The organism is Muriventricola aceti, assembly GCF_025567565.1.
GTDB lineage: Bacteria > Bacillota > Clostridia > Oscillospirales > Oscillospiraceae > Lawsonibacter > Lawsonibacter aceti.
Window position 1 is genome coordinate 83583 of the sequence record NZ_JAOQKF010000015.1, and the last position, 12216, is coordinate 95798.

Below are 12216 nucleotides of genomic sequence, written 5' to 3' on the forward strand. Positions count from 1 at the left end.
CGTCATCGCCGCACGGGCATCCTGTCCTATGGCCAGAAGGTCCGCGGTAGCCGCACTGCCTACCGCCACATCCCGGGCCATCGCCGCGCCACCGGCGGCGTATATCCCGACAGAGCTTCCTCCAATGGCCAGATAGCCGAAGGCACAACCTCCTACCGCCACATACCCCAGAGCGATCCCGCCCATCGCGAGCAGGCCGAGGGCCATTCCGGCCAGGGCCAACAGCCCCATTCCAAAGGCCCCTACTGTGATTCCCCCCAGCGCAAAGACCCCGATGGATAGCGCACCCACCGAAACATTGCCGATGGCAACAACACCTCTGGCGACACAGAAGCCCCGCTGTGCCAGGTTAATATGGACCAGCGGCAGCCCAAAGACGGTACACTTGCTTTTATACTCATAGTGCCAGCTGTTATAATGGTAGTGGTTCTCCACCACCACTGGGCCGTTCTGGGCGGCGGCACATGATTCCATCTCATGACCAGTGATGAGCCAGTCCAGCGTCACGTTAAAATACCGGGCCAGGGCGGTCAGGTTATCCATATCAGGCCGGCTTGTGCCTGCCTCCCACTTCTGCACCGCCTGGCGGGTCACCCCCACCAGATTGGCTAGTTCCTCCTGAGAAAGCCCAGACCGCTTGCGCAGGTCATAAAGCCGATTTTGAAATTCCATACTGTCCCCCTCTTTTGTTTTGTTCCTGAGTCGGTGTTCAGCATAGCAAATTTCAGTGAACAGCGCAACCAAAAGCTGTATTCAATTTGACAACCGCCGGTTGCGGAAGCTATTTTGCGCTCATCTGCTCATAGCGGCGGCTGGGATTGGAAATACTGTTTCCGGGGGTGATCTCTGTGAAAAAGCAGGAATTTAGAAATTCTGTGGAGGACCTGCGTCTGAGTCCGGAGCTTCGTCTGTGTCCCAAGTTCGACCCGACCAGCATCGCCCACTTCCATGTGGCCACTCGAGAGGATATGGGTTTCCGCGTCCTGGACAACTGCGCCGAGGAGCACATCATGTAAACCCCTGCCGCCCGTGGGCAGCTACTTCGCAGCCCTTCATAGGGCAGACGACAAACCCGCCAAAAAAGGAGGGGGAGGCATCCGCTAAAACGGATGCCTCCCCCTCCTTTTCCCAATTTCATGTATCACCATACTGGCGGGGCAAAAGATAGGCAGCCAAAATCGCCAAAAATTCAGAGGCTTTTGGTCTGTTCATCAGTGGATGGCGGGCCAGCTCTTCTAGGAATGGACGGCCGCGGTTCCACGCAATTTCTGCTATCATCCGGATGTTGCGCTCAACGCAGCTCCAGTTGGTCTGGTATTGCCCCGCCACCTCAGGGTATAGGCATTTGGTTACCAGCAGAAGCCGCTCCGGCTCCTGGATCGCGAGATGCACCGCGAAGGCTGTATGGAAAAAGCCTATGTAGTTCGCGGTAACTCCCAAGCGGAGCAACAGGTCATAAATATCAGTCATCTCCGCGGATGTGTCAAAAGTCATGTTTTTCATATTACAACAGCTTTAGTATCTCCCCAAAATGATATTGAAAAGCCTCTTGCTTGTCCGCTGGCAAAAAATGATACCACTCGACCTGGCGCAGAAGGCATCTCGCTTTTCCTGCCGCCTCTATAGACACCGTTCCGAATACCAGTTCATCCAGCGAAACTCCTAGTGCATTGGCGATGCGGATCAGGGTATCCAATGTCGTATTTCCGTCGGCCATCGCCGCCTGAATTGTCGACTTTGGAATGCTGAGTTCCCTGGCAAAATCTGAAAGACTTTTTCCCATTCCCTCCTTGTATGCTTTTAAGTTGTCTGATAGGTGATTGGTTCGTTCCACACAATTCCCCTCCTTTTTATTTCTCAATATAAGAATAAGGGAAAATATGCAGTTTGGGTGACCGGGATTTCGGTTTTTTTCGTCAATTTTCGGTCAGAGTGATCTACCGCCAGCGATACCTCTTTTTTTCTGTCTTATACGCCGTTTCTCCACCTTTATTCGTCTATAATCCCTTTGCCAGCTTGTCGATGTTTTGATGCAGCCGGAATAAACTCCCAATGCCGCTCCAAAAGTAGTCCTGAGATGCGGAAAAGAACTCAAAAAATTCATATCAAGAAGAAGATAAAATAACATAAAAAGCCCGCAATCCGCAAAAAGCAAAAGGATTGCGGGCAGGCAAAGAGCGACTAAAATCCATATTTTCATGCACGCAATAAAAGCGCAGCGAAGCTACGATACCAAATCGTAATCCAGCGCAGCGGGTTCGATTTGGAAAGGAGGAGCAGCGGCGTGAGCGCGCTCTGACTTTTGCAAAAAAAGTCGGAGCAAGCGATACAAAGCTTGCTCCGACGTGGTGCCGGTGACCGGACTCGAACCGGTACGCTGTCGCCAGCGGTGGATTTTGAGTCCACTACGTCTACCAATTCCATCACACCGGCTGGTATCTGATGCAGGGAATATTATACATGAAAGTCAGAGGATTTGCAAGAGAAAATTTTGCTCCTTCCACGGCCCTGCTCTCCTCTCTTAAAAGGAAAGCGATTTATTCTACGATCAGGCTTCCAGGAAGAACCCGCTCACTCCAGAAGAGTATGCCAGTGCACCGCCGCTCTGGCCCGGAAGCATAGCTCCAACTGTTCCCGAGTCGTCTTTTCCCAGTCCAGCGGAGGCATGGAATCAAGAGGGAACCAACCGCTGGCCGTCGTCTCCAGATTCTCCTGAAATGCTCCGCCCAACAGAGTACACAGGACAAAGGCGATGGTCACCTTCCAGGGATACACCGTGGTGTGATGCCGCTCCCCATCCAGAAGGGCAATCAGCCGGTCTGCCCTCACCTCCAGTCCTGCCTCCTCCCGCACCTCTTTCACGGTATTCTCCGCTACGGAGATATCCATGTCCACCCAGCCTCCGGGCAGAGCCCACCCCTTCGGCTCCTGAACGAGGAGAATCCTCTCCCCCTGAAAAACAGCGGCCCGGGTGGCCAGCTTCGGGGTCTGATACCCAGTTTCGCAACAGAACAGGTCCTTTACCTTTTCCAGCGGCATATCTCCTTGGAAGGCCAGTATCTCCGCGGCGATCTCCCGGATACGGGCATACCTCTCCCGGTCGAATTTGTCCTTGCCATAATACAACCCGGCCTGCGCCAAGCTCTGGAGCTCCACCGCCCAGTCCAGCCATAGCTTTTTTCTGTCCACGGCGCTTCTCCTCCTAAGTCATGCCCTTTTCAGTTCCATATACAGGATGGGATAAGGCCTCCCCTGATCGTCGGTGTCCGTCCGGCGGCAGACGGAAAAGCCCATGTGCTCATAAAATCCTTTGGCTCCCCTATTCTGCTCGTTGACGTTTACCTTGCTGGCACCGAAATTCTTGACGGCGTAGTCCATCATGGACCGACCCAAACCATTGCCCCGCACCGCGGGGTCCAGGAAAAGCATCTCGATCATCTCTCCCTCCACGCCCAGAAAGCCCACGGGACGGTCCTGCTCGTTAAAGGCCACCGCCAGCTTCCCAATCCCGCCAATGGCCTGGGGCACATACTCCTTGATGCGCTCCACGTCTCCGGGCATCAGGAAGTTGTGGGTAGCTCGGACAGAATCCTCCCACACTTGGGTGAGGACGCCGATCAGCTCCGGCATCCTGTTCTCAATGGTCTGGATCTTCATGGTCTTGTTCCTCCTGATGGAAATAATAATATACCGCTTGAGCGGTGTTCCTGGGCACCACCTCCCGGAGTTGCTCCAGAGAGGCTCCTCTGATCGCTTTGATGGTCTTAAAGTGTTTGAGGAGTTGGGTGCGGCGCGCCTCGCCCACACTGGGGATCTGATCCAGCACTGAGGTCTTCATGTGCCCCGACTGGAGCTGACGGTGGTATTCGATGGCGAAACGGTGGGTCTCCTCCTGGATCTGGCCGATCAGGGCGAACACCGCGGGGATAGACTGGATGCCGATTTCCCGCCCATCCGGATGGACCAGGGCACGGGTACGGTGCCGGTCGTCCTTTACCATACCGAAGGCGGGGATCTCCAGCCTCATTGACTCCAGCACCCGCTGGGCCACCTTTACATGCTCATGACCGCCGTCAATAAGCAGCAGGTCGGGACGGTCGGCAAACTTCTCATCCCCCTCTAGATAGCGGCGGAAGCGCCGGGTAAGCACTTGCTCCATGGAGGCGTAGTCATCCGGCCCGGTCATGTCCTTCAGCTTGAAGCGCCTGTAATCCCGCTTGAGGGGCCTGCCGTCCGCATATACCACCATGGAGGCCACAATGTCGCTGGCTCCCTGATTGGAGATATCGTAGGACTCCATCCGCCGGGGCGGCTGTTCCAGCCCCAGCATCTTCCCCAGCGCCTCCAGCAGCTTGTTCTGCCGCTCCTCCCGTGTGGTGGCCCGTTCCACCTCCTCCTGGGCATTTTGGTTGGCCAAGCGGATCAGGTCCATCTTGGCCCCCCGCTGGGGGGTGACAAGTTCCACTTTCCGCTCCACCTGCTCGGACAGCAGGCGGGTCAATGGTACCTGGTCCACCAGTTCACAAGGGAGCAGTATCTGCCGGGGCAGACGGTTACGGCCCACATAGTATTCCCGGACCAGAGAGGATAGGACGCTCTCCTCATCCTCTTCCATCGGGGTTTCCAGCAGATCAAAGTCTTTGGCGGCCAGCTCCCCCTCCATGTAGTGGAGGACCACGAAACAGCTCTTGGCCTCCCCTCGGAAAAAACCGGCCACATCAGTATCCGCCAAGGAGCCGGCCACTACCTTCTGCCGTTTTCCAAGCAGCTCGATGGCTCTCAGTCGGTCCCGCAGCTGGGCTGCCTGTTCAAAGCGCAGTTCTTCTGCCGCCCGCTCCATCTCTGTGGTCAGATCTGCCTGTACTTCCTTGAACCGCCCCTCCAGCAGGGACACGGCCTGGGACACCGCCTGGTCATGCTGGGCCTTCAGCTCATCCCCCCGGCAGTAGCCGTCACACTTGCCCATATGAAAGTTGAGGCAGGGCCGCTCCTTGCCGATATCCCTGGGAAACTTCTTCCGGCAGGAGGGCAGGCGCAGGGCGGTACGCAGGGCGTCGATAATCGCTTGGGTGCTGTGGCGGCTGGCGTAGGGCCCAAAGTACCTCGCTCCGTCCTCCGCCGGTCGGGCCGCCAGGGAAAAGCGGGGATACGCCTCATTAGACAGGCGGATATAGGGATAGCCTTTATCGTCCTTCAGCAGAATATTGTACCTGGGCTGGTGCCGCTTGATGAGAGAGCACTCCAGGACCAGGGCCTCAAACTCGCTGTCAGCCACAATGACGTCAAAGTGGTCGATCTGGGATACCATGGCCCTAGTCTTTTCCGTATGGGAGGCCAGATTCGCAAAGTACTGGCTCACCCGGTTTTTCAGCGCCTTCGCCTTACCTACATAGATGACAGTATTCTTTGCGTCCTGCATGATATACACGCCGGGCTTCAGCGGCAGGCTATGGGCTTTTTCTTTCAGTTCCTCAAAGGTCATGGCGCGCTCCCTCCTTTTGGGGAAATATCAAAAAAGGCACCGCCAAGCGGTGCCTTTTCATGGGAAATGCCTTACTCAGAAAAATCGGAGGAGATCATCTTGTAGAGTGCTTCGACCGCTTCCTTCTCATCGGGCCCGTCCGCGATCAGTTTAATTGGAGTACCCTTGACGATGCCCAAGGACAAAACGCCCAGCAGGCTCTTGGCATTGACCTTGCGCTCCTCCTTCTCCACCCAGATAGAGCTCTTGAACTCGTTGGCCTTCTGGATAAAGAAAGTGGCGGGTCTGGCGTGCAGACCGACCTGATTGTTCACGACTGCTTCCTGACTATACATGGCTGTACCTCCGCACTGGTCGTTTTATATGGTCTAAGCATACCAGATTTATCCCGTTCTCGTCAATGACATTTTTCACAAATCTAACTCTTTCCTTACAGGAAAAATTCCTGTAACCAACGGGATTTTCTAGAAATCTTTTCCAAGAGGGATGATCCGTCAAATTCTTGGCGGAAAATTCGCCTGTTCTTCCCCCACAAACTCAAAACGCTGTTCGTCTCACCCGTTCTTACCCCATCCCGCTGGGCGAAGAGCCTTCCTTTGAGGGGTGCCCCGCTACTTCAGCTCAACCACTGTGACGCCGTCCTCGCCCTCGCCGTAGCGGCCCGGACGGAAGGACTTAACATACCGGCTACGCCTGCAATAGGTCCGCACCGCGTTCCGCACCGCCCCTGTGCCTTTGCCATGGATAATGGTCACCGTTTCCAGCTTGCCCATCATGGCGGTGTCCAGGAATCGCTCCAGCACAGCGATGGCCTCGTCGGTCATCATACCGCGCAAATCCACCTGGGAGGGGACGGCAGCGGTACGCAGGGTATGCTCCGCCCGGGCGACAATGCGCCGGGCCTCCTTCTGGGACTGGCTCTCCCCCTCCACTACCCGGACCTCGTCCTGCTTCGCGGAGATCTTTAAAATGCCGGCCTGAAGCTGAAGGGAGCCGTCTTTATTGACCGACAGAACCGTGGCCTTAGTCCCCATGGACACCAGCTCCACAGTGTCCCCAGCCACGGCAGGACGGGTTGGCGGCGGGGTTTCCACCTCCTGGGCCGGACCGCCAATGCCCCGCTCCGCCTCGTTGAGCAGGCGGCGGGCCTCCGCCCGGCTGTCATTGACCTGCTGCCAGTCCAGGTCCCTCCGCTTCTGGAGCTCCTTCAGCTCTGATATGGCCAGGTCGCTGGCGTCCCTGGCCTCCTGAATGATGGCACGGGCCTCGGCCTGGGCCTTCTCCACCACCTTGGCCCGCTCCGCCTCCAGCTTTTCCCGGTACTCCCGGGCCTTACTGGCCGACTGCTCCATCTCCAGCTTCAGCCGGCGGGCCTCTGTCCGTTCTCTCTCCATCTCCTGGCGCTGCTGGTCCAGACGGGTGAGCACATCCTCGAAACGGACGTTTTCCGCATCCAGGCGGGCGGCTGCCTTTTCGATGATATACTCGGGCAGGCCCAGCCGGCGTGAGATGGCAAAGGCGTTGGACTTTCCGGGAATACCCAGTACCAGGCGGTAGGTGGGGGCCAAGGTCTCCACATTAAATTCGCACGAGGCATTCTCCACCCCTGGAGTGGTCATGGCGTATACCTTCAGCTCGGCATAGTGGGTCGTGGCCGCCACCTGGGCTCCCAGTCCCCTGGCGGACTCGATGATAGCAGCGGCCAGGGCAGCTCCCTCTACCGGGTCGGTCCCCGCTCCCAGCTCGTCAAAGAGAATCAGGCTCTCGTCATCCGCCTCCTCCAAGATGCCCACGATATTCACCATGTGGGAGGAGAAGGTGGACAGGGACTGGGCGATGGACTGCTCATCCCCAATATCGGCCAGCACACGGGAGACGACCCGTACGGTAGAATCATCTTTTGCCGGGATATGGAGGCCGCACTGGGCCATCAGGGTGATCAGGCCTAGGGTCTTCAGGGTAACCGTCTTTCCTCCGGTGTTTGGGCCGGTGATAACCAGGGTATCAAATCGCTCCCCCAATTCCAGGTCGTTGGCCACCGCCTTCTTCTGGTCCAGGAGGGGGTGCCTTGCTCCCCGCAGGCGCAAATACTTGTCAGACAGCCTGGGTTCAGTACACTCCAGCTTTAGGGACAGCTTGGCCCGGGCGAAGATGGCATCCAGCCACACCAACAGCTGGTAGTCCTCTAGGATGTCTTCCTTGTGGGTGGCGCACTGGGCGGATAATTCGGCCAGGATGCGCTCGATCTCTTTTTTCTCCTTGGCCAATAACTCTCGCAGCTCATTATTGGCCTTGACAACCCCCATGGGCTCGATGAAAAAGGTAGACCCGGAGGAAGACACATCGTGGACCAGGCCTGGGATAGCGTTTTTATGCTCCGACTTCACCGGCACCACATACCGGTCTGAGCGTATGGTGATGATGGCCTCCTGAAGGTACTTGGACTGGTTGGAGGAGATCAGCTTCTGCAGGATGTCCCGGACCTTGGACTCCGTGGCCCGCATATGCCGGCGGATGTAGGCCAGCTCCGAACTGGCGGAGTCCGCCAGTTCATCCTCCCCTACAATGGAGTTGGTAATAGTATCCTCCAAAAAGCGGTTTGGGGTCAAGGCGTGGAACAGGTGAGAGATGGGAGACTTCTCCTCCCCAGCTCCATACTCACCGGCGGTGCGGGCGGCCCGCAGGACGGCGGCTACCTCCAACAGCTCCCGTGTATTCAGGCTGCCCCCCATATCCGCCCGCTGGAGGCTGGCCGCCACCGGACGGATCCCGGCAAACCCTGGGGTGCCCCGGAGGATCAGCAGCTTCACAGCGGCAGAGGTCTCCTCCTGGGCCCGGCGCACATCCTCTATATCGGACATAGGACGCAGGGCGAGGGCTCGCTCCCGCCCCTCGTCGGTGACGGCGCAACCGGCCAGCATTTCCAGCACCCTGGGCAGCTCTAGGGTTTGGATGGATTTTTCAAACAGTTCGTTCATATCAAAACTCCTGACAACGGATGTATCTTTTTCTTTATTTTCTCATAAAGACGGACATTTGGCAAGGGAGAGAGGATTCTCTGTGGGAAAATGCCTTCCCTTCTTCTTATATTTTACCCAGATTTGACCTGTCAGCGGTGGAACTTTACAGACCTGCCGCGTATGATGGTATCAGAAAGGAACCAAAAAGCTCCGGGGAGCGGGCTGTGACCGGCGCGGCATGGACCTGTCCTCCCCGTTCTCAATATGGCTGACTAAGGATCTTTTCTTCTTTTCATTTCTATCCTCCAACAGGTTTGGGCGCCAGCATAAGCTGACGCCCAAATCTTTTCTTTCAGCAGCCAGGCGCTTTCTTCCATCCCAGGCGGGTACCCACCTGATCTCAGCGGCGGGCAGGCAGAGGGGTGTCGTCCTTGAGCCGCCCTAGAGGGCGGTAAACTGTGCAATACATAGTGACAAAGCAGGCCAAACCGCCAACGAGCTGGGACACCGCCTCGGCGATAAATACACCGTTTGTCCCAATCCAGATGGGCAGGATGACCGTCAGCGGGGCATTGATGATGGCCTTACGCAGCAGAGAGAAGAATACAGCCTGCTTGGAGCGGCCCAGAGCCACAAAGACGGCCTGCCCCGCAGACTGGAGGGACATGGGGATAAAGAGGGCAAAATAGATGCGGAGGGCGGGGATACCGGCCTGAATTACCTCCGGCTCATCGTTAAATATCTGGATCATCAAGCCTGGGAAGGCCATGGCCAGTGCCCAAAAGGCGGCGGCATAGGCCACAGTCAGTCCGCAGCCAAAGCGGATGGACTGGCGGACTCTGCCATACTTACCCGCCCCGTAATTGTACCCCATCACTGGCTGGGAGCCGTTGGTCAGCCCGTGGACCGGCATGAAAAAGACCTCCCGGACCGAGTTGATAATGGTCATGATGCCCACATACAGATCGCCGCCGTAGAACTGGAGGGTGGCGTTGCACACCACCTGGACCAGGCTGTTGGTCATATTCATGCAGAAGCCGGACAGCCCCAGAGCGATGATGCGCCTGACCCGCTTTCCCTGTAACGGAAGACAGCGCCGGCGCAGCTTGAGAATGGATCGGCGGCCGGTCAGAAATTGGAGCACCCATACCGCGGATACACCCTGAGCGATCACGGTGGCCAGGGCCGCTCCCTTCACCCCCATATCCATCAGGAAAATAAAGATGGGGTCTAACACGATATTGATGACCGCGCCGATGACCACGGTAAACATCCCAGTCTTTCCAAACCCCTGGGCATTGATAAAGGGATTCATTCCCAGACCGATCATAACAAACAAGGTGCCGCAAAGGTAGATGGTCATATAGTCGTCAGCGTAGGGAAATGTATCGTCGCTGGCACCAAATAGATAGAGGATGGGCCGCTTCAGCACCAGGAAAAATGCCGTAGCCGCCGCACCAAGAAGCAGAAGAAGCGTAAAGGAATTTCCCATCACATTCTCCGCTTCTTCCTCATCTCCTTTTCCCCGATAGATGGAACACAGCGGACCGCCTCCGGTACCGCAGAGATTGGCCAGCCCCATGATGATAGACACGATGGGGATAGTAACTCCCAGCCCGGTGAGCGCCAGGTGGCTGCTGCCGGGCAGGCGGCCTAGATAGATGCGGTCCACTACGCTGTACAGTACATTCACCAGTTGAGCCGCCGTCATAGGCAGTGCCAGGGACAGGATATTGCGGGGGATGCTCCCCTGAGAAAAGTCGTTTTTTACCTGGGCCAAGTTTGCTTCCTCCTCTCTCTGCCCATGGTCTCTGAAACAAAATCCGCCGACAACGGCGCTGTCGGCGGTTCGGGACAGGTCTGATATCAGTGTCGAGTTTAACACAAGTTTCTTAAAAATGGAAGATGGATCCCTTACCCCACAGAACGTGCAGGCCATTTTCCCGGATTCATAGTGTCGGGAGTCCCCTTCTCCATAATTGTTTGGTACAACTCTATTTTGTGATCCATATACTGCAACCGCCTCTTGGCCTCCTCCAACTGGGCACGCACTTTTTCCCGCTGGGTCCTGATAATATCACAGCGCTTCGGAATGGTGGAGTCTCCCTCCAGGCATAGTTCCACATATTCTTTGATCGAATCTAGTGACATCCCGCTGTCCCTGAGATATTTTACTCCTGTCAGCCAATTCAAAGCCTCTCCGTCAAACAGCCGATTGTTGTTTTTATCCCGAAACACATGAGGAATCAGCCCCCTGTCTGTATAAAAACGGATCGTATGTTCAGAGAGATGTAACTGTTTGGCTGCCTCTTTCACCGTAAACAAAATTTCCCTCCTCCTTTTAAAAAGGCACTTGACTTCGAGTAACTCGAAGGCAGTAGTCTTAGTATAGCACAAAAATTCTCCGGTGAAAAGCGCTTCTATTCAAAAGGAGGACTCTCTTATGAATCATATTACTCTAAATAACGGATCGACCATGCCCTTGGAGGGCTTTGGCGTATTTCAGATTCCTGACCTTGCTCAATGTGAGCAGGCCGTATCCCAGGCTCTGGCCTGCGGATACCGGCTCATCGACACTGCCGCCGCCTATTGCAACGAGGAGGCCGTGGGCGCTGCCATCCGCAAGAGCAGCATCCCCAGACAGCAACTGTTTATCACTACCAAGCTATGGGTCCAGGATGCGGGGTATGAAAAGTCCAAGCAGGCGTTCCAACTCTCTCTCGATAGACTAGGCCTAGACTATTTGGACCTTTACCTGATCCATCAGCCCTTTGGAGATTACTACGGCTCCTGGAAGGCCATGGAAGAATTGTACCGGGAGGGCAGGATCCGCGCTATCGGCGTATGCAACTTCTATCCGGACCGGCTGACCGACCTGTGCGCCAACGCCAGTGTGATCCCGTCGGTTGACCAGGTGGAACTCCATCCCTTCTTCCAGCAGGCAGGCGCCCTTCAAGCTATGCGGGAGCTAGGAGTCCAGCCCCAGGCATGGGGTCCCCTGGCTGAAGGGACCCATGGGATATTCCAAAACGAGGTATTGTCTGCCATTGGAAAAAAATACGACAAAACTGTGGCCCAAGTGGTGCTGCGCTGGAACGTACAGCGTGGTGTGTCCATTATTCCTAAATCTGTCCACCGGAACCGTATGGAGGAAAATCTGGCTATCTGGGATTTTGCTCTTGGTGATGAGGACATGGCCGCTATTACTCAGATGGATCTGGGGCACAGCGAAATCATAGATCACTCTTCTCCAGAAACAGCGAAATGGCTCAACAGCTGGAAGATCCATGACTAATCTTTCTAAGCGCAGAAGGATCCCAGACATAAGGACACCTCATACAGAAACAACCATTTGGAATGCATTGAAAGGAGTCGTCTATTCTGATATCAGGACAGACGACTCCTTTTGAGCAAAAAATATCAATCATCCAGGCCGGGCAGACAGGTGATATAGACAGGTTTGTAGGGAATCGATGAACGGGAGCACTGTGGAGGGCAGATCACCTTCTCCGCGGTTTTGCTACAATAGGCTACGGCTGATCTGCCGGTCCAACACCGCCTGCCCCTCGTCGGCGCGCTGGGAACGGTCTACCGTCATATGACCCCAGCCGGACCGTTTCAAATAGTTTGTAATTCACAGGAGCCCCTTTTGCCTCAGTAGAAGTTTTCCTGAGCATACTTATATAGTTCCTCCTGGAAGTCAGGGTGAGCAATAGCGGCCATGGCAGCGGCTCTCTCGCCTAAAGACAGGCCATGCAGATGGGCCACGCCGTA

Annotated in this window: 13 protein-coding genes and 1 tRNA gene; 2 read left to right on the forward strand and 12 right to left on the reverse strand. The window is 55.9% G+C overall.

Features of this window, described 5'->3' with window-relative positions; translation table 11 throughout:
• Positions 1–672: helix-turn-helix domain-containing protein (locus OCV64_RS14630; RefSeq protein ID WP_262670418.1), on the reverse strand; the 672-nt coding region annotated here is incomplete at its 3' end.
• A 176-nt stretch (positions 673–848) separates the two neighbouring features.
• Here OCV64_RS14630 and OCV64_RS14635 point away from each other — a divergent pair.
• A complete protein-coding gene (locus OCV64_RS14635; protein ID WP_186853235.1) occupies positions 849–1016 on the forward strand; it encodes a hypothetical protein in 168 nt (55 codons plus the stop codon).
• Between the two features lie 118 nt (positions 1017–1134).
• On the opposite strand, the gene OCV64_RS14640 is transcribed toward OCV64_RS14635, so the two are convergent.
• The 10 genes from OCV64_RS14640 to OCV64_RS14685 all read right to left on the reverse strand — a co-directional run bounded on the left by OCV64_RS14640 (position 1135) and on the right by OCV64_RS14685 (position 10758).
• Positions 1135–1503, reverse strand: coding sequence for a sporulation initiation factor Spo0A C-terminal domain-containing protein (locus OCV64_RS14640; protein WP_262670419.1), 369 nt, complete (start codon positions 1501–1503; stop codon positions 1135–1137).
• A gap of 1 nt (position 1504) precedes the next feature.
• Positions 1505–1834, reverse strand: coding sequence for a helix-turn-helix domain-containing protein (locus tag OCV64_RS14645; protein WP_147572003.1), 330 nt, complete (start codon positions 1832–1834; stop codon positions 1505–1507).
• Between the two features lie 512 nt (positions 1835–2346).
• Positions 2347–2433, reverse strand: a tRNA-Leu gene (locus tag OCV64_RS14650).
• Positions 2434–2571: 138 nt separating this feature from the next.
• Positions 2572–3189 carry an NUDIX hydrolase gene (locus OCV64_RS14655; protein ID WP_262670420.1) on the reverse strand — a complete coding sequence of 206 codons (618 nt, stop codon included), beginning with the start codon at positions 3187–3189 and terminating at the stop codon, positions 2572–2574.
• Between the two features lie 18 nt (positions 3190–3207).
• Positions 3208–3657, reverse strand: coding sequence for a GNAT family N-acetyltransferase (locus OCV64_RS14660; RefSeq protein WP_262670421.1), 450 nt, complete (start codon positions 3655–3657; stop codon positions 3208–3210).
• The gene (gene uvrC, locus OCV64_RS14665) at positions 3638–5482 is read right to left on the reverse strand and encodes an excinuclease ABC subunit UvrC (RefSeq protein WP_147572007.1); all 1845 of its coding nucleotides are present in this window, start codon (positions 5480–5482) and stop codon (positions 3638–3640) included. Before uvrC ends, OCV64_RS14660 begins: the two co-directional genes overlap by 20 nt.
• 71 nt (positions 5483–5553) lie before the next feature.
• The gene (locus OCV64_RS14670; protein WP_023347782.1) at positions 5554–5817 is read right to left on the reverse strand and encodes an HPr family phosphocarrier protein; all 264 of its coding nucleotides are present in this window, start codon (positions 5815–5817) and stop codon (positions 5554–5556) included.
• A gap of 276 nt (positions 5818–6093) precedes the next feature.
• A complete protein-coding gene (locus tag OCV64_RS14675) occupies positions 6094–8460 on the reverse strand; it encodes an endonuclease MutS2 (protein WP_262670422.1) in 2367 nt (788 codons plus the stop codon).
• Between the two features lie 382 nt (positions 8461–8842).
• The gene (locus tag OCV64_RS14680; protein WP_147572009.1) at positions 8843–10222 is read right to left on the reverse strand and encodes an MATE family efflux transporter; all 1380 of its coding nucleotides are present in this window, start codon (positions 10220–10222) and stop codon (positions 8843–8845) included.
• 134 nt (positions 10223–10356) lie between these two features.
• On the reverse strand, positions 10357–10758 hold the full coding sequence (locus OCV64_RS14685; RefSeq protein ID WP_262670424.1) for a MerR family transcriptional regulator: 402 nt from the start codon (positions 10756–10758) through the stop codon (positions 10357–10359).
• A gap of 127 nt (positions 10759–10885) precedes the next feature.
• Here OCV64_RS14685 and OCV64_RS14690 point away from each other — a divergent pair, with 127 nt between their 5' ends.
• Positions 10886–11737 carry an aldo/keto reductase gene (locus OCV64_RS14690; RefSeq protein WP_262670423.1) on the forward strand — a complete coding sequence of 284 codons (852 nt, stop codon included), beginning with the start codon at positions 10886–10888 and terminating at the stop codon, positions 11735–11737.
• A gap of 359 nt (positions 11738–12096) precedes the next feature.
• Here OCV64_RS14690 and OCV64_RS14695 read toward each other — a convergent pair whose 3' ends face one another.
• On the reverse strand, positions 12097–12210 hold the full coding sequence (locus OCV64_RS14695) for an acetyl-CoA hydrolase/transferase C-terminal domain-containing protein (RefSeq protein ID WP_262670425.1): 114 nt from the start codon (positions 12208–12210) through the stop codon (positions 12097–12099).
• Positions 12211–12216: the final 6 nt, after the last annotated feature.

Excerpts from the sequence above, each read along its gene's own strand:
- OCV64_RS14640 (WP_262670419.1), bottom strand. The coding sequence starts at position 1,503 with ATGAAAAACATGACTTTTGACACATCCGCGGAGATGACTGATATTTAT.
- OCV64_RS14660 (WP_262670421.1), bottom strand. The coding sequence starts at position 3,657 with ATGAAGATCCAGACCATTGAGAACAGGATGCCGGAGCTGATCGGCGTC.
- uvrC (WP_147572007.1), bottom strand. The coding sequence starts at position 5,482 with ATGACCTTTGAGGAACTGAAAGAAAAAGCCCATAGCCTGCCGCTGAAG.
- OCV64_RS14670 (WP_023347782.1), bottom strand. The coding sequence starts at position 5,817 with ATGTATAGTCAGGAAGCAGTCGTGAACAATCAGGTCGGTCTGCACGCC.
- OCV64_RS14675 (WP_262670422.1), bottom strand. The coding sequence starts at position 8,460 with ATGAACGAACTGTTTGAAAAATCCATCCAAACCCTAGAGCTGCCCAGG.
- OCV64_RS14690 (WP_262670423.1), top strand. The coding sequence starts at position 10,886 with ATGAATCATATTACTCTAAATAACGGATCGACCATGCCCTTGGAGGGC.